Origin of the sequence: Acinetobacter sp. AKBS16 (genome assembly GCF_002899995.1) — a bacterium.
Lineage (GTDB): Bacteria > Pseudomonadota > Gammaproteobacteria > Pseudomonadales > Moraxellaceae > Acinetobacter > Acinetobacter baumannii.
In genome coordinates, this window is record NZ_POYH01000080.1 from 133,814 (window position 1) to 150,359 (window position 16,546).

Here is a 16,546-nt window from a genome sequence, read left to right on the forward strand (position 1 = left end):
AGCATAAGAGCGAGTAGAACCACCTACCAAAACAACATTTTGAATATCGGTTAACTCAAGTTTTGCATCACGCAGTACACGCTTACAAACACTAATCGTTTTATCTAATGCTACTTGAATAATGCTTTCAAATGTAGGGCGATCTAGTGTGAGAGTTGCTTCGAGTAACTTTAATTCAACTGAATCTTGAGTTGATAATTGTTCTTTAGCTTGACGTGCTGCCACAATAAATACGGCATAATCTTCATCGCTTAATACATCAATATTAAGCTGTTTTTTAGCCCATTTTACGATTAGACGGTCTAAGTCATCACCACCTAAAGCAGTGTGACCGCCAGTCGCTAAAACTTCAAATACGCCTTGTGAAAAACGTAAGATAGATACGTCAAAAGTACCGCCACCCAAGTCATAAATTACATAATTACGGTCGGTCGCTAAATTACTTTCTTGATCTAATCCATAAGCTACAGCGGCAGCTGTAGGCTCATTTAATAAACGTAATACATTTAAACCGGCAAGTTGAGCTGCATCGCGAGTTGCTTGACGCTGAGCTTCATCGAAATATGCAGGAACTGTAATTACTGCTCCATTAACAGGATTTTGTAAACTGTCTTCAGCGCGATCTTTTAATTGTTTTAAAATTTCAGCTGAGATTTCTACTGGTGTTTTGCGTCCAGCACGGGTTTCAAAAGCAGGCATTTCATTTTCTGAGCCTACTAACTCATAAGGGTGTTGAAATTTAATATCTGCCTTTGAACGGCCCATAAATCGTTTAACAGAAACAATTGTATTTTTTGGATCTGCAATGATAAACGGTTTAGCTTCTTCACCGTAATGAGTTGTATTGTCCCCATAATGAACGATAGAAGGAAGTAATCTTCTATTTTGAACATCATTGAGTACTTTAGGTTTGCCTGATAACACTGTCGCAACTAATGAGTGTGTTGTTCCTAGGTCAATACCAATCGCAATGCGATGTTGGTGTGGGGCATTGGATTGACCCGGTTCAGCAATTTGCAAAAGTGCCATGAGTTAAATCCCTTGAAAATAAAGTAGAGAAAGCAAAATTAAAAATCGTCGTCTAAATCAAAACTGTCTTCATCATCTAACAGTTGATCTTCTGCTTTATCAATATCGTTTAAAACACGTTGAAAGAAACGTAACTTACGTACGGTATCGCGTGCTTCTGCCCAATCTTCTTCACTGTAATCAATTTTGAATTCACGGACCAAACCCTCAATCCATTGTTGTACTTCTAATCTTAAAGTACGTAAATGTTCAGATGATGTCGCTTCATCAAGTTGTTCACGAAGTTCTAAAGCGGATTGTAGAAATTCGAAATCACTAATAGATTGATCAAGATGATGATCTTGCTTTTTAAGAGCTAAAAGATAAGCAGCGCGGCTATCAACTTGAGAAAGCGTTTTAAAAGCTTGATTGATTTCACTTGATTTGATCAATGCTTGATCTTTATCTGCGGCTTTATCTGGATGATATTGTTGTTGCAAACTTAAGAAATTTGATTTCAAGCTTGCCAAATCGATATCGAGTGCCACAGGTAAATTGAACAACTCAAAATGATTCATTAGAAATGAGGTCCACATTAATTAAATACATTAAAACAGTGCTGTTAAAAGGCACTGTTTTAATGAGAAAAAGGAAAGGAGAGGATTAAACAGTGAATGACTCACCACAACCACATTCACCCTTTTTATTAGGATTGTTAAATTCGAACCCTTCATTAAGGCCATTTTTAACATAGTCCATTTCTAAGCCGTCTAAGTAAACTAAGCTTTTAGGATCTACAAAAACCTTAACGCCGAATTGTTCGAAAATTTGATCATGTTCATCGATATCATCTACAAATTCGAGAACATAAGCCAACCCAGAACAACCAGAAGTTTTCACACCAACGCGAATGCCTTCACCCTTACCTCGGTTTTTAAGGTAATTGCTAATATGAGTCGCAGCATTTTCAGTTAAATGAATCATGAAAACTCCAACGTTTATAATGGTAACAAATTAAGCTTTTGATTTTTTACTACGATAATCTTCAATCGCAGCTTTAATTGCATCTTCAGCTAATACAGAACAGTGAACTTTTACTGGCGGAAGAGCTAACTCAGTTGCAATATCAATGTTTTTGATTGCTTGAGCCTCATCCAGAGTCTTGCCTTTTAACCATTCTGTTACCAGTGAACTTGATGCAATTGCAGAACCGCAACCATAAGTCTTGAATCGTGCTTCTTCGATTACACCGTTGTCATTTACTTGAATCTGTAAACGCATTACGTCGCCACATGCAGGTGCACCCACCATACCTGTACCAACATTCTCAGAGTTTTTGTCTAAAACACCAACATTACGTGGATTTTCGTAATGATCAATTACCTTTTCGCTATAAGCCATTTCGCTTCTCCAAACCTCGGGGTCAGCCTAATATTAATATGAGGGTTAAAACACTAATTTCAATAATTAGTGTTCTGCCCATTCAACTGTAGAAAGATCGATACCTTCTTTGTACATATCCCAAAGCGGAGAAAGTTCACGTAATTTCTCAACAGCGGCTTTGGTAATTGTAAGCACGTGGTCAATATCTTCTTCAGTCGTGTATTTACCAAAACTAAAGCGAATTGAGCTGTGTGCTAGCTCATCAGATAAACCTAATGCGCGAAGAACATATGAAGGCTCTAAAGTAGCAGAAGTACAAGCAGAACCACTTGATACAGCAGCGTCTTTAAGCGACATCATTAAAGATTCACCTTCAACAAAGTTGAAGCTGACATTTAAATAGTTAGCAACGTTTTGAGTTGGGTGGCCATTTAAGAACACTTGTTCAAGGTCTTGTAAACCGTTCCAAAGTTTGTCACGAAGTTTACGAATACGTTCTTGTTCTGCATGCATTGTTTTGCCTGCAAGTTCAAAAGCTTCACCCATACCAACAATTTGGTGAGTCGCTAAAGTACCAGAACGCATACCGCGCTCATGTCCACCGCCATGAATTTGTGCTTTTAGACGAACACGTGGGCTACGACGTACATATAATGCGCCGATGCCTTTTGGACCATAAATTTTATGAGCAGAGAAACTCATTAGGTCAATTTTCATAGTAGATAAGTCGATATCGACTTTACCAGCTGCTTGTGCTGCATCTACATGGAAAAACGTTTTATTTGCACGTGTTAATTCACCGATCGCTGCTACATCTGTAACTGTACCAATTTCATTGTTTACCATCATAAGTGAAACAAGAATAGTATCTGGGCGAAGGGCAGCCTTAACCATCTCAGGAGTAATTAAACCTGTTTGTGGTTCTGGCTCTAAATAAGTGATTTCAAAACCTTGTTCTTCCAATTCACGGCAAGGATCTAGAACAGCTTTATGTTCAATTTTACTTGTAATGATATGTTTGCCTTTAGATGCATAGAATTGAGCAACACCTTTAAGAGCAAGGTTGTCTGATTCAGTTGCACCAGAAGTCCAAACGATTTCACGTGGGTCAGCTTTAATTAAGTTTGCGACTTGCTCACGTGCATATTCAACTTTTTCTTCTGCCTGCCAGCCATAAGCGTGGGAACGAGATGCAGCATTACCAAAGGTACCGTCGAAAGTTAAACACTCCATCATACGTTCTGCAACTTGCGGATCTACTGGAGTGGTTGCTGCGTAATCAAGATAAATTGGACGTTTCATATCAAATACCTGTACCCGATAAAAGAGCTGAATCTGTGCCAGTTACATTTTGGCGTAATGCAACAGTTTGAACGTTGTCTCGGCTAATGAGGTTGGCAAGAGTGATTTTAGCTAAATAGTCGGCAATATGATGAGAGAGTTCTTGCCATAAATCGTGAGTAAGACACATTGCACCATTTTGGCAGTTGCCTTTATGGTCACAACGCGTTGCATCAACGGTTTCATTTACGGCTTCAATGATTTCTAACACAGTAATTTCATCAGCGTTTCGAGCCAAATGATAACCACCATTTGCACCGCGAACACTAGAAACTAACCCATGACGCTTAAGTTTTGCGAACAACTGCTCTAAATAAGCAACTGAAATAGATTGACGTGCGGCAATTTCGGCGAGCGTGATCGTTTGTTCAGTTGGCTGCAAAGCTAAATCAAGTAGAGCAGTCACTGCGTAGCGACCGCGAGTTGTAAGGCGCATGATTCGATACACATGTTAAGACTAGATAATAGGATTTTATGAATCCCGACTAAAATAGTCAAGTTTTTTTATTTTTAATTCAAGTGCAGGATCAAGTTAGAAAAAATAAGTTAAGCTACCCACAAATTATATGTGAAATAAACAATAAATATTAGGCTAATTATACCAAAGCACAAGTTAATGTTCCGTTGGCGCTGTTGTAAACGTGCAATTCGGTTTTGATACTGTTTAATTTCGACATGCAACGAATTTATTTCTGAGCGTTGTTGGTCGATTTTTTCAAGTAATGGAGCAATTTTTTTGCGAGAGGCTAGTGCTTCGGCTTCATCATCTGGTGCGTTGAACCACTGTTTCCAGTCTGCTAAAAGCTTAGGTAAAGTGAGATGCGAAATTAAATCGATAAGTTCTTTTTTAGTCTCTGCATCCCCATCAATTCGCATGTTATTCAGGCTACGTTGATTTGAAAAAACAAAAATTTTGATAAGGTCAACGAGAGTACTATTAATTTCTAAATCAATCCGACGGTCATATGAGTGAATATCAAATAGCAATCCTTTTTCTGTAAACTGCACATAGAAGTCGAAAAATGGCAAATAGCTATTAATACGGATTGTTATTTTATTGGCGATAAACTTTTTCGCTTGCAAGCGAAGAACACCATCGTGGGTGAGAATAAATGAGAAAAAAGTTTCTAAAATAATTAGAACAATATTCAGCAACAGACGTGGATGTTTTTGTCTTTGTTGCGTTTCACTCATAAAAGTTTATCCTTAAATATTAGAGATTAATTGAGAGAATGAGACATCCTATCTCAAACTTAACACAATGTCCTGTTAAATATATTTACATGACATGATTGTTTTGTAGAACAGTTTCATAAATGTATCAAGTCTTGACTTTGTTATTATAAGAATATTTTGTGGTTAAATAACACTTCGTCTCTCTCATCCGATCAGGAGCTTAGATCAATGGATAATGCAAACATAGAAACACAAGCAGAAGAGCAAGGAGAAAAAAATAAATCAAAATCAAAAAGTTCTAGAAAGTCTGCATTAGATTTTAGAAAGTATACTAAACAAATCTGGTTGGCAGGTTTGGGTGCTTTTTCTCGTGCCGAAGAAGAAGGGAATAAACTATTTGACTCATTAGTCAAAGTAGGGGAAGAGTTAGAATCTAAAACAGGTGATTTAGCAGATACAACTGTTGGTAAAGTAACCGAAAAAGCAAAAGAGTCGGTTTCTGATACAAAAGATAAGGTCGAGAAAATTTTAGATACGAGTGTAAACCACTCTTTAAATAGAATTGGCTTGGTCACTCCGAAGGATTTACAGCACATTGAACAACTCCTAGTTCAACTGCATATAAAGGTAGATGCTTTAATTGAAGAAAATCAGAAATTGAAGGCAAAATTGAATGAAAAGTAAAAAAATGTAGGGATTTAGCAAATATATAACAGTTTTTTAGCATTTATTTTTGCTAAAAGCTCTGCTCTAGTATTGCGTTTTCCCCCAAAGCATTGCTATAAAGGCGTCATGGCCTTTTAAACTATAGCCTTGGACCTTAAACAAACGATATTAAGAGGATGTTTTATTCATGAATAAATCAGAATTAATCGATGCAATTGCTGAAAAAGGGGGAGTATCTAAGACTGATGCAGGCAAGGCACTCGATGCGACAATTGCGTCAATTACTGAAGCACTTAAAAAAGGTGACACAGTAACTTTAGTTGGTTTTGGTACTTTCAGTGTTAAAGAACGTGCTGCACGTACTGGTCGTAACCCTAAAACTGGTGAAGAGCTTCAAATTAAAGCAACAAAAGTACCTAGCTTTAAAGCTGGTAAAGGTCTTAAAGATTCAGTTGCTTAATCTTTTAAGATGATTAAACGCGCCAATATAGGCGCGTTTTTTATTAAAAATCTGAATTGACCAATATTGCTCATTCATTCATTGTGGTTTTTCAGTTAAAATTCTCCTCGAAATAAAATATTGGAATACTTATGGAATCGTTTCGTACAGTCATTAAGGGTTGGCTCGGCAAAGTCCTTTTAGTTTTGTTTTTGACCCCTTTAGCGCTTGTAGGTATTGAAGGATATTTTAATAGGGGAAACAAGGCAGATGTCGCAAAAACTGTAAATGGACAGGACATATCAAAAAAAGACCTTGAAACTTTAACGCAAAGGTATAAAGAACAATATTTAGCTGCTGTAAAGGGTGATGAAAGTTTACTTAATTTACCGGTAATTCAAGCCAAAGCTCTTGATATATTGGTATCCCGTAATTTGCTCATTCAACAAGCTGAAAAATTAGGTATTTCTTTAAGCGATGCTCAAATCGAGCAAATGTTAGCTCAGCAGCCAAGTTTGCAAGAAAATGGCCAGTTTTCACAAAAATTATATGAAAATTATTTGCGTTCGATTGGTATGACAAGCGAAGGTTTAATTGCTAGCTTACGTCAAGATCACGCTTTAAAAATGTTGACTTCAACTTTTGCAGATTATTCTTTAGTGAGTAAAGTTGATTTAATGCAAATTGCGAATTTGCAAACTGAACAGCGTACATTGCATTTGGCTAGTATTAAGTTAGACCCTTATAAAGCTGGTTTAACTGCATCGAACCAAGAGGCTACTGATTACTACAACAAACATCAGAATGAGTTTAAACAGCCTGCTTCTGTTGATGTAGATTATGTTGTTTTATCTCCGTCTTTAATGGCTAAGCCAGCTCCAGCCACAGATGCCGAGCTTAAACAAGCTTATGCAAAGTTCGTAGAAACTCAGCAAAAAGATGCTAAACGCATAGTGAAACATATCCTTATTACGACAGACGCTCGTGATGATGCGGCAGCTCAAAAACTTGCTAAAGATGTATATGCAAAAATTCAGGGTGGACTTTCATTTGCTCAAGCAGCAGCTCAGTTCTCTGAAGATCCAACTTCTAAAACGAAAGGTGGATTAGTTGAAGCATATGCACCTGGTGTTTTCTCTGATGCATTTGATAAAACTGTTTTAAGCTTGAAAAATGGTCAAATTTCTCAGCCAGTAAAAACACAATATGGCTATCATATTATTGAAGCAGAGACTCAGGCGAACCAAATTCCTTCATTTGAAGCTGAGAAACCACGTTTAATTGCAGAAGTTGAAAAGAATAAAGTTGCATCTGTTTATTCAGATACTGTAAATAGCTTGAATGAAACGATTGTTGGTAATGATTCTTTAGACGCTGTTGTACAGCAGGTTAAAGGTACAAAAATCGAATCATTAAATGGTGTAACTTTAGCTACTCAAAATCCATATTTAAGTGATCCTAACGTAAAAATTAAATTGTTTAATGATGATGTGAAAAATGGCGATCGTAATGCTTCATCTAATATTCAATTAGCGAACGGAGATACTGTTTGGGTTAAAGTACGTGACTATCATGCGGCTGGTGTTAAACCACTTGCCCAAGCAATGAATGAAGTAAAAGCTAAAGTAATTGATGAGAAAGCACGTAAAGCAGCTCAAGCGAAAATCGCTACAATGCTGACAGAATTCAAAACTCAGCCAGCTGAACAAGTTGTTGCGAAAAATAAAGTTGCTTTTGAATCAGCGGGTGTATTTACTCGTTCACAAGGTTTAAAACGTGCAATTGAGCGTGCAGCATTTAGTGTTCCTGCGCCAAAATCAGGTATGTGGTCTGTAACTACCGCGAACTTACCAAATGAGTTAGTGGTTGTAGCCGTTTCTAATGTAAATTCAGCTGCTGTTAACGCTATGCCTGCTGATCAGTTGCAACAATTAAAACAGCTTTACCGCCAATCTCGTGGTCAACAGATACTTGAAGATTACAGCGAATACTTAAAGTCACACGCTAAAATCAAATAAAATCTATGTAATAAAAAAAGCGCTTCGGCGCTTTTTTTATTATTCATCGAGATTAGTACCAATATAATTTTGTCTATATTGTTTAGGTGATAAATCAAATACTCTTTTAAATGCCTGGCTAAATGCGGTTTCGGAAGAATAGCCCACTTTATTTGAAATTTGTTGTATTGATAAATTACTTGTGCGTAGATATTGGCTAGCTAAGCGGAAGCGATAATGCTGTAAATAAGTAAGAGGTGGTTCACCAATAATACTATTAAAAAGATTGGCAAACTTAGATCGTGACATGCAGCATTGTTCAGCTAATGATTCAACAGTCCAGCTTATTTCAGGTTGACTATGAATTGCGGATAAAGCATTACTTAATTCAGGATGTGTGAGGGCACCTAACCAATTTTGTTGATCTGACATTTGTTGAATATGATCACGAATACATTCTATTAAAAGAATACTGACTAAGTGATCAATAATTTTGTCATGACCTGGTTGGATTTTTTGTGTTTCGACCGCTAAAAAGTAGAGACCTATTTGCAACCATTCAGGAGGAGTGGCCTGGTTCTCATGTTGAATATGCATAATAGAGGGTAATGCATTAATAAGTGGCCCTGCCATATAAGTATCGACTTGACAGCGCAAGCAGAGTAATAGGGTATTTTCAGATGTTGATGAGCCTAACTCAATTGGATCGTGGCGATGTCCATTAAATAATGGAGTAATATCGACTGGATCTACAAGTTTACTTGCAGTAGCTTTTGAGTCTGTAGCATGATGCGCTTTTCCAGAAGGAATTAAAATAATATCTCCAGCTCTTGCTGTTATTTTCTCTGACACATTTAATTGGATATATACAGAACCCGTTAAAACAATATAAGCCAGTAAAGCAGATTGATCTTGTGTTTTAAAAGCCCATTCACCTTGTGCTTTTATATAAATATATTCAGACTTATTTAAGTGGATATCATCAAAAAATTTACTTAGTGCATCCATGTTTACGTGATCAATCATTATTTTAATAAAATTATAGTGAGCTATAAGAATAGATCAACATGTGTTTTTAGGACAAAAAAGTGGAAGAAAATGCCAAAGACTTTGAAATAGGTTTTTTGGACGGTTACAACTGTTAAGAAAATAGTATTTCTTTAACTATATAGATATATAGAAAAAGGAAATATGACTATGAATGCACCAGTAAATGTTCAGCAAGAACTTATGCCAGTGCCAGCGTCTATGCGTGAGATAGATCGTAAGCGCTATTTATGGATGATTAGTCCGGCTCTACCTGTAATTGGTTTAGGTATTTTAGCCGGATACCATTTTGGCCCACGCCCATTAAAGAAAGTATTTGCTTTAGGTGGCCCACTTTTATTACACGTTGTGATTCCTGCAATTGATACAATTATTGGTAAAGATGCGCGTAATCCAACCGATGAAGAAATTAAACTTCTTGAGAAAGATCCATATTATTCGCGTTTGGTAAAAAGTTTTATTCCATTGCAGTATGCGGCAAATATTTATGCATGTTATTTAACAAGCCGTAAAGATACTTCATTTATTGACAAAATTTTGCTTGGTATTTCCATGGGTGCCATTAATGGTATTGCGATTAATACAGCCCATGAATTAAGTCATAAACATGATCGTATAGACCATATTTTATCTCATCTTGCTTTAGTGCCTACAGGTTACAACCATTTCCGTATTGAGCATCCATATGGCCATCATAAGCGTGCAGCTACTCCTGAAGATCCGGCATCTTCACGTATGGGTGAAACATTCTATGAATTTTGGCCACGTACTGTTATCGGTTCTTTTAAATCAGCAATTGAAATTGAGAAAAATCGTTTAAAACGTAAAGGTAAAGAGTTTTGGTCACTCGATAATGAATTGCTGCAAGGCTGGGGTATGAGTGCTGCTTTCCATGCTTCTATGGTAGGAATTTTTGGTAAAGGTACGATTCCTTATTTAGCAACACAAGCATTTTACGGGATTAGTCTATTCGAAATTATTAACTATATTGAACATTATGGCTTATTGCGTCAGAAAAAAGAAAATGGTCAATATGAACGTACAATGCCAGAGCATAGCTGGAATAATAACAATGTAGTGACCAACTTATTCTTATATCAGTTACAGCGTCACTCAGATCATCATGCTTATCCAACTCGTCCATTCCAAGCGTTACGTCATTTTGATGAAGCACCAGAGTTGCCAAGTGGCTATGCAAGTATGCTGCTACCAGCCATGATTCCTTCATGGTGGTTTAAAATGATGGATAAGCGTGTATTTGATCACTACAAAGGAGATTTAAATAAAGCAAATATTTCACCAAAACGTCGTGCAAAAATCTTCAAAAAATTTGGTGTAGTCGATAAGTCCCTAGAAGCTACACAGGCTGAATAATTAAAAAATATATTCCTGAAATACCGAACCCTCTAATCATGTGGTTAGAGGGTTTTATTTTACCCATAAGTTATACTGCTAAGAAGCAAGGAGGCGAAACCCCCTTGCAATATTTTTATTTTAGTTCACTTGAAGATTTTCCAAGCTCACGTCGAGCAATAATAAGTTGCTGGATTTGTTGAGTACCTTCAAAAATATCAAGAATTTTTGAATCACGTGCCCACTTCTCAAGTAGTTCATCTTCGTTATAGCCAATACTTGCTGCTAATTCGACACACTTCAAAGTGATTTCATTGCCTACACGACCTGCTTTTGCTTTAGCGATGGAAGCTTCTTTTGAGTTTGGTTTCTTATTGTCCGCCATCCACGTAGCTTTCAGCATAAGTAACCGTGCAGCTTCCCATTCGGCTTCCATTCGGTAAATTTGTGCAGCAAGGTTGGAAGTTTGTAAATATGGAGTAGAGTAATTGGAGTCTAACTGGTCTTTAAAAATTTCTTTAATACGCTCTAAAGAAGCCTTGGCACAGCCAATTGCCATTGCTGCGACTAATGGACGTGTATTATCAAAGGTTTCCATTACACCGGCAAAACCTTTTGCAATATCAATTTCAGGGTTACCGAGCAAGTTTTCAGCTGGAACACGACAGTCAGTAAAACTAATAACGGCTGTATCAGAAGCTTTAATTCCTAACTTATGTTCAAGTCGTTCAACCTTCATTCCGGGTGTACCCTTAGGCACTACGAATGATTTGATTGCTGCACGTCCAAGTTTTCGGTCAAGTGTAGCCCATACAACTACCGAGTCCGCACGTTCACCAGAAGTTACGAAAATCTTTTCACCATTTAAAATATAGTCATTGCCATCTTTAGTTGCCGTAGTACGGATCGCAGCAGAATCAGAACCACAACCCGGCTCGGTAATGGCCATAGCTGCCCATGTTCCTTTAAAACGTTCTAGTTGCTCATCATTTGCGACCGCGGCAATTGCAGAGTTTCCTAAACCTTGACGTGGCATACTGAGTAATAGCCCAGTATCGCCATAGCACATTTCAATGATGCCTAACGCTGTTGACATGTTAGTTCCGTTACGGACACCTTCATTATCAGATTCACCACGTCTTCCTGCACCGGCAGCACCTGCATTAATTCCTTCACCACCTTCATTCATGCCATCAATGAGTGAAGCGAGCATATCGAGTTCTTTCGGATAAGCATGTTCTGCTTTATCGTATTTACGGGAAATAGGGCGTAATACATTGATCGCAACATCATGTGCTTGATCAATCATCATTTTGAATTTTTTTGGATTTTGTAAATTCATGAAAATATCCTCTGATTGATCTTAAGCATGTAAGCCAGAATGTAAAATTGCGGTTGCACGTAAATCACGATACCAACGTTCAACAGGGTGTTCTTTTGTGAAACCATGACCACCTAAAATTTGTACGCCATCTGTTCCTATTTTCATTGATTTTTCTGCACAAAGAATACGAGCTAAATATGCTTCACGGTGGAATGGCTTACCTGCTTCGGCAAGACTTGCGGCATTTAGAATCAGCATGCGCATAGCATCAATTTCAATTGCCATATCTGCAATCATGAATGCGACACTTTGACGATGTGAAATTGGTTCTCCGAAAGCAGTTCGCTCATTGGCATATTTAATACAATATGCTTTTACAGCTTCACAGGTTCCTACAGCCATTGCACACCACATTAAGTTGCCTAAATCTAAAAAGGCGGTGTAATCAAAATCTGTTGTGCCTAATCGTAGAGCAGGTGTATGGCTGAATTTTAAAGTAGCTGTCTCTGTTGCTTTGAGCCCCATAGCAGGGGTACTTTTAATGGAAATGGTATCGCCCGCTTGTACTACAAACACATCCGGCTTACCATTAAAATCTGCACTCACCAAGAACACATCAGCTAAATCACCTAAAATGACTAAGGTTTTTTCGCCCTCTATAAAATATTGATCATTTTCAAGAGAAGCTTTTGTTTTTAAAACATAAGGGTTAAATGCTGGAGTAGCTTCTTGTACAGCGAAAGTGGCGGTAATGTCGGAGTCTTCTGCAAAGCAAGGTAAATACATTGACTGAACTTCAGTAGAACCCCAACGTGTAATGGCATTAATAACACTAAACGTACTTAAGAGCCCTGCTGTAAGACTAAAATCACCTTCAGCTAGTTTTTCAGCAATCAATAAGTTACTTACAATATTTTGTTCAGCGGCGACACCACCTAGTGCTTCTGGAAGAGCGTAATAGTTTAATCCTAAATCTTCTACATATTGCCAAAGGCTTTCTGGAAATTGAGCTGTCTGATCAGCATCATGAGCTAATCCCAATAAAACTTCTTGAGCAAATTGAGACATTGCTTCTGAAGTCATCTGTTGTTCTTCAGTTAGGCTTAAATCAAATAGGTTTTTCTTCTGTTGAGGTAGACGTTGTTGGGGAATTTGCTTAGGTTTAAATGCTTTCTGAGTCTGACTTAATGCTCTAAAACCAGCTTTTGAACCTTGGTAAAGAGACTTTTCAAGAAATTTACGTAGTTTGAGTTGATCAAGTACATCGCTTCCAGCTAGTTTTGTGATCAGCGATAAACCCAACCCTTGGGCTTTATTGATCATATTTGTCATGATTATGGTGTCCTAACACATTGTTATTGTTTTATGCTGACACGCTGTATAAGAAAAAACTATGTCGTTGCTGACATTCAAAAAATGAGTAGATAAATGGTAAAAGCAAAAAAGGTTTTGTTCTATATTTTTGATTTTATAAAATAAAATAAATTTTTAAAAAGAACTATTTTGTTTGGATTGACTAGAATGACACGGAATCATTCTAGTCTTAATAATATTAAGCAAAGTTACGAATCATACGTCGTACATTTGTTTTGGCATCAATAACAGTCATAAATGTATATGCGCCAATAAACTTACGGCTAATAAACATAAATTCTTTTGGAGGAACCGAGAAATATCGAGACGCCATTGATTTGCTTGCTTGCTGCATAACACGACTATGTAACTGGCTCTTTTTCCAGTCATAACGTTCATGTTCATCCATCAGGCCAGCTGGCATATCTGGATTATTTACAGGGGTACTGAATGCTTCTGTCGCAAGTAAAAATACATCGGCCATGCCAGGTTTAATACTTTCAGGCATTGCATCGAAAAACTCATATCCAGTCATTGCTTGGACCATTGCATGTTTATCATGCTGATAACCCGCTTGTATAAGATTACGCGCAACTGAGAGTAAATGTTCATCGAACTGACGGATCGCACCAAAGTCTAATAGTACAATTTTATCCTGAATATCTTGGCCATTACCTAAACGAACAAGGTAGTTACCAAAGTTAGGGTCAGTTTGCATTTCGCCCCATTCAAAAATCTCACGAACTGCAATCTCTAGTGAAGCTTCACCGAGCTGATTACGTCGTTCTTGAGGAAGGGAAAGCATGACTGGACTATTGATAGGCACGCCACGTTCAAAGGTCATACATAAGACTTGATCGGTACAGTATTCATCTACAATTGTAGGGACGATATAGCGCTCATCATCTTTTAAACGCTCAGCAAAGCGACGTGTTGTGGCTGCCTCTACGTGATAATTGACTTCACGATGCATCATTTCACGTACTTCATCGAACCACTGATCAAACTCACGAGTTTGAGGAACCATACGTGTAAGCTTAAGCATGTTTTTAAACAGGCTCATATCGGAGTCAATTGCATTCGCAACACCAGGGTATTGAATTTTTAAAACTAACTCTAAACCGTCTGACTTACGTGTTGCGCGATGAACTTGTGCCAGAGAGGCCGTACCAATAGGCTCATGATCAATTGTTAGATCATTTAACTTAGAACCTAGTTGTTCTTGTAAGTGAGGTTTAATTGCTGGCCAGTCTAAAGCAACAGTTTGGTTATTTAAGGTATTTAAAGCTTGAGTAATTTCTTCTGGTAAAAAATGTTCACCATAAAGCGCCATCATTTGGCCAATCTTGACAATAGAACCTTTTAGTTTGCCAATTTCAGAAACAAGATAATTAGCTTGCTCGCTCATTGCCTTTTTACGCTTCTTCTCTTTTTCTTCTTCACTAGAAAAGAGGGAAGAGGCACTTGCAGTAGCCCAACGTGTTCCTGCCAGTAAAGAAGCTTTCGCGATTGATAAGCGTCGATCCATGGAAGAAGTTTTTAAACTCTTAAGCTTATCGTTCTGATTTGACATGAAAATAGAATCCTATGCGCATCATGCAGCCAAACGCTGGTGATCTAAAATTGTAACGAATATTACATGTTTTGAACGTATTAAAATAGTTCCCTCAGACTGAATGGTGAGTTGAAAGTCTCATTTTAGATTTTAATTTTCTAAAAATAGCCTAAGCGTTAGAGAGAAAATTAAAATATCTGCCATTCAGAAAAATAAACCACTATAAAACGTCGTATCAGATGCTAACCGTAAAATTACATTTTAAACTGAATTTTCAATTCAGCCTTTTGCATTAAATGCATACGATTAGCTTGAATATGTTGAATAACCATTTGCTTGACGGAATCATGCATAAAACCAAGCGCATGAGCCTTTACAATAACGATGCTAGGCAGTGTATAGAAAAAGTACTTAACATCATCAAAAGTCGCATTATTAAAAATGCCTTGTTCGATTAAGGTCTGCTGTAAAAATTGCTTTTCATTTAATACATGATCTGAAGACTCATCCCAAAAACGGTGACGCATTGCCATCAGATTATTGTGTTTGTAACTCATAAATTCGCCAGTTCAGACTTTAAATCTCAACTAAATATATTGGAGTCATCTACTCAATATCAAGTTTAGATTGTTTTTTGTTCGGTGTAGGTTTGATTTTTCATGTAAATGATGTAAATAGCCTAAGCAAATTTTAAACTTTTCTTAAAATAAATATAATCAATATCATTTCATTAAAATTTAAACTCCTATGACTCCTGCATGTAGACTGTTAAAAAGTAACAAAATCGAATTTTCTATCCATGAGTATGAACATGACGCAAATGCTAAAAGTTTTGGCTTAGAAGCTGCGGAAAAATTAAACCTTAATGTAAATGAGGTGTTTAAAACACTTCTGGTTACCGATGAGAAAAATTATTTTGTTGCGGTTATACCAGTTAACCATCAACTCAATTTAAAAAAAGTAGCTACGGCAGTGGGGTGTAAAAAACTACAGATGGCAAATCCTAAAGATGCCGAACGTTTAACAGGGTACTTAGTGGGCGGAATTAGTCCTTTAGGCCAAAAGAAACGTTTGAAGACGGTAATTGATGCCTCTGCACAAGAGCTCAGCAAAATTTATGTAAGTGGCGGTAAGAGAGGGTTAGATATTGGTGTAAATCCTAAAGATTTAGCACAAATATTAACGGCGCAATTTGTAGACGTACTTGATTAAATTTATGAAAAGAGGACTACTTATTAATTTAAGCAGGAGTGGGTTGGCTCAAATTGGGTTTTATAATGAAAACCTATTGTAAATGAGAAGATTATCATTTAATACTATTGTTAAATTTAGTGAAGAAATTTACATTAAGTAATCACTCTTAGAATAAACATATTTAATTTCAAAAAGTTATTAAAAAAATAAAAATTATTCAGCATGTTGAATAATGAAATGATAATAATTATCATTAATATTATTCTTAGCCTTACATTGGCTGAGTAGAAAAATCATAAACTAAATATGATTAAGCAGTTGTTTTTAACAAATTGTTAAAAAGAAATTTTTTTAAAACAAAAGCTTAAGATTCTGAATAGGATGTAGTCAGATGCAAGAACTTGCCAACCGATTGGCGATACAAAATTTCGTCAACGCTTATATGCAAGAGACTGGCAAAGGATATTTACTTTCTTTTGACCAACAAAGTTCAACTCAACAAGCGTTTAGCTCTGGTTTGACGCTGTTAACTCTTCCTCTTCCTTCTATACAAGCAGAATGTTCTGTACCTTTATCTTATGTAAGTCGTGTAGGACGCCATCGTCTCGCTGCTTTACCGAAAATGTGTATTGATGGTCAATGGCAAAAAATCAGTGCAGGAACCATTGTTAGTCTTTTACTTGAAGAGTTGGTTATTGAATCTCAATTCA

General features: G+C 36.9%; 17 protein-coding genes and 1 pseudogene. 6 read left to right on the plus strand and 12 right to left on the minus strand.

Annotated features, from left to right (window positions below):
• The 7 genes from C1642_RS19565 to C1642_RS14570 form a co-directional block, all read right to left on the minus strand.
• On the minus strand, window positions 1-1,029 hold a 1,029-nt coding region (locus C1642_RS19565; protein ID WP_228153907.1), incomplete at its 3' end, for an Hsp70 family protein.
• Window positions 1,030-1,067: 38 nt separating this feature from the next.
• Window positions 1,068-1,586 carry a Fe-S protein assembly co-chaperone HscB gene (gene hscB, locus C1642_RS14545; protein WP_103236486.1) on the minus strand — a complete coding sequence of 173 codons (519 nt, stop codon included), beginning with the start codon at window positions 1,584-1,586 and terminating at the stop codon, window positions 1,068-1,070.
• A gap of 85 nt (window positions 1,587-1,671) precedes the next feature.
• Window positions 1,672-1,992, minus strand: a complete 321-nt coding sequence (gene iscA, locus C1642_RS14550) for an iron-sulfur cluster assembly protein IscA (RefSeq protein WP_000581597.1) — start codon at window positions 1,990-1,992, stop codon at window positions 1,672-1,674.
• Window positions 1,993-2,022: 30 nt separating this feature from the next.
• Window positions 2,023-2,409 carry a Fe-S cluster assembly scaffold IscU gene (gene iscU, locus C1642_RS14555; RefSeq protein WP_000331712.1) on the minus strand — a complete coding sequence of 129 codons (387 nt, stop codon included), beginning with the start codon at window positions 2,407-2,409 and terminating at the stop codon, window positions 2,023-2,025.
• A 66-nt stretch (window positions 2,410-2,475) separates the two neighbouring features.
• Window positions 2,476-3,693 carry an IscS subfamily cysteine desulfurase gene (locus C1642_RS14560; RefSeq protein ID WP_000828390.1) on the minus strand — a complete coding sequence of 406 codons (1,218 nt, stop codon included), beginning with the start codon at window positions 3,691-3,693 and terminating at the stop codon, window positions 2,476-2,478.
• A 1-nt stretch (window position 3,694) separates the two neighbouring features.
• Entirely contained in the window at window positions 3,695-4,168 is a 474-nt protein-coding gene (locus tag C1642_RS14565; RefSeq protein WP_001241480.1) for an Rrf2 family transcriptional regulator, read from the minus strand.
• Between the two features lie 110 nt (window positions 4,169-4,278).
• On the minus strand, window positions 4,279-4,926 hold the full coding sequence (locus C1642_RS14570) for a hypothetical protein (protein WP_103236487.1): 648 nt from the start codon (window positions 4,924-4,926) through the stop codon (window positions 4,279-4,281).
• Window positions 4,927-5,136: 210 nt separating this feature from the next.
• Here C1642_RS14570 and C1642_RS14575 point away from each other — a divergent pair, with 210 nt between their 5' ends.
• The 3 genes from C1642_RS14575 to C1642_RS14585 all read left to right on the plus strand — a co-directional run bounded on the left by C1642_RS14575 (window position 5,137) and on the right by C1642_RS14585 (window position 8,031).
• A complete protein-coding gene (locus tag C1642_RS14575) occupies window positions 5,137-5,592 on the plus strand; it encodes a phasin family protein (RefSeq protein WP_000368000.1) in 456 nt (151 codons plus the stop codon).
• Between the two features lie 169 nt (window positions 5,593-5,761).
• Window positions 5,762-6,034, plus strand: coding sequence for an HU family DNA-binding protein (locus C1642_RS14580; protein ID WP_001043034.1), 273 nt, complete (start codon window positions 5,762-5,764; stop codon window positions 6,032-6,034).
• 131 nt (window positions 6,035-6,165) lie between these two features.
• Window positions 6,166-8,031: a SurA N-terminal domain-containing protein gene (locus tag C1642_RS14585; protein WP_103236488.1), complete on the plus strand. Its 1,866-nt coding sequence runs from the start codon at window positions 6,166-6,168 to the stop codon at window positions 8,029-8,031.
• Between the two features lie 39 nt (window positions 8,032-8,070).
• Here C1642_RS14585 and C1642_RS14590 read toward each other — a convergent pair whose 3' ends face one another.
• Window positions 8,071-9,018 carry an AraC family transcriptional regulator gene (locus C1642_RS14590; protein WP_000339569.1) on the minus strand — a complete coding sequence of 316 codons (948 nt, stop codon included), beginning with the start codon at window positions 9,016-9,018 and terminating at the stop codon, window positions 8,071-8,073.
• A gap of 189 nt (window positions 9,019-9,207) precedes the next feature.
• Here C1642_RS14590 and C1642_RS14595 point away from each other — a divergent pair, with 189 nt between their 5' ends.
• Window positions 9,208-10,431 carry an alkane 1-monooxygenase gene (locus C1642_RS14595; protein WP_000993544.1) on the plus strand — a complete coding sequence of 408 codons (1,224 nt, stop codon included), beginning with the start codon at window positions 9,208-9,210 and terminating at the stop codon, window positions 10,429-10,431.
• A 115-nt stretch (window positions 10,432-10,546) separates the two neighbouring features.
• Here C1642_RS14595 and C1642_RS14600 read toward each other — a convergent pair whose 3' ends face one another.
• From C1642_RS14600 to C1642_RS14615, 4 genes are all read right to left on the minus strand, one after another.
• Window positions 10,547-11,752 (minus strand): acyl-CoA dehydrogenase family protein, encoded by a 1,206-nt coding sequence (locus C1642_RS14600; protein WP_103236489.1) that lies wholly within the window; start codon window positions 11,750-11,752, stop codon window positions 10,547-10,549.
• A gap of 21 nt (window positions 11,753-11,773) precedes the next feature.
• Window positions 11,774-13,057 (minus strand): acyl-CoA dehydrogenase family protein, encoded by a 1,284-nt coding sequence (locus C1642_RS14605; RefSeq protein ID WP_171304710.1) that lies wholly within the window; start codon window positions 13,055-13,057, stop codon window positions 11,774-11,776.
• A gap of 229 nt (window positions 13,058-13,286) precedes the next feature.
• Complete coding sequence (locus C1642_RS14610) at window positions 13,287-14,660, minus strand: ABC1 kinase family protein (RefSeq protein WP_000070799.1); 1,374 nt, start codon at window positions 14,658-14,660, stop codon at window positions 13,287-13,289.
• Between the two features lie 236 nt (window positions 14,661-14,896).
• A complete protein-coding gene (locus C1642_RS14615; protein ID WP_000120631.1) occupies window positions 14,897-15,199 on the minus strand; it encodes a hypothetical protein in 303 nt (100 codons plus the stop codon).
• 190 nt (window positions 15,200-15,389) lie between these two features.
• On the opposite strand from C1642_RS14615, the gene ybaK reads away from it, so the two are divergent.
• Window positions 15,390-15,854, plus strand: a complete 465-nt coding sequence (gene ybaK / locus C1642_RS14620) for a Cys-tRNA(Pro) deacylase (RefSeq protein WP_000186520.1) — start codon at window positions 15,390-15,392, stop codon at window positions 15,852-15,854.
• Window positions 15,855-16,227: 373 nt separating this feature from the next.
• Window positions 16,228-16,546: pseudogene (locus C1642_RS19570) on the plus strand (siderophore biosynthesis protein); the annotation flags it as partial.

Bases quoted from the DNA above. Each gene is read 5' to 3' on its own strand.
- hscB (WP_103236486.1), bottom strand. From the start codon at position 1,586: ATGAATCATTTTGAGTTGTTCAATTTACCTGTGGCACTCGATATCGAT.
- iscA (WP_000581597.1), bottom strand. From the start codon at position 1,992: ATGATTCATTTAACTGAAAATGCTGCGACTCATATTAGCAATTACCTT.
- iscU (WP_000331712.1), bottom strand. From the start codon at position 2,409: ATGGCTTATAGCGAAAAGGTAATTGATCATTACGAAAATCCACGTAAT.
- C1642_RS14560 (WP_000828390.1), bottom strand. From the start codon at position 3,693: ATGAAACGTCCAATTTATCTTGATTACGCAGCAACCACTCCAGTAGAT.
- C1642_RS14565 (WP_001241480.1), bottom strand. From the start codon at position 4,168: ATGCGCCTTACAACTCGCGGTCGCTACGCAGTGACTGCTCTACTTGAT.
- C1642_RS14570 (WP_103236487.1), bottom strand. From the start codon at position 4,926: ATGAGTGAAACGCAACAAAGACAAAAACATCCACGTCTGTTGCTGAAT.
- C1642_RS14575 (WP_000368000.1), top strand. From the start codon at position 5,137: ATGGATAATGCAAACATAGAAACACAAGCAGAAGAGCAAGGAGAAAAA.
- C1642_RS14580 (WP_001043034.1), top strand. From the start codon at position 5,762: ATGAATAAATCAGAATTAATCGATGCAATTGCTGAAAAAGGGGGAGTA.
- C1642_RS14585 (WP_103236488.1), top strand. From the start codon at position 6,166: ATGGAATCGTTTCGTACAGTCATTAAGGGTTGGCTCGGCAAAGTCCTT.
- C1642_RS14590 (WP_000339569.1), bottom strand. From the start codon at position 9,018: ATGGATGCACTAAGTAAATTTTTTGATGATATCCACTTAAATAAGTCT.
- C1642_RS14595 (WP_000993544.1), top strand. From the start codon at position 9,208: ATGAATGCACCAGTAAATGTTCAGCAAGAACTTATGCCAGTGCCAGCG.
- C1642_RS14600 (WP_103236489.1), bottom strand. From the start codon at position 11,752: ATGAATTTACAAAATCCAAAAAAATTCAAAATGATGATTGATCAAGCA.
- C1642_RS14605 (WP_171304710.1), bottom strand. From the start codon at position 13,057: ATGATCAATAAAGCCCAAGGGTTGGGTTTATCGCTGATCACAAAACTA.
- C1642_RS14610 (WP_000070799.1), bottom strand. From the start codon at position 14,660: ATGTCAAATCAGAACGATAAGCTTAAGAGTTTAAAAACTTCTTCCATG.
- C1642_RS14615 (WP_000120631.1), bottom strand. From the start codon at position 15,199: ATGAGTTACAAACACAATAATCTGATGGCAATGCGTCACCGTTTTTGG.
- ybaK (WP_000186520.1), top strand. From the start codon at position 15,390: ATGACTCCTGCATGTAGACTGTTAAAAAGTAACAAAATCGAATTTTCT.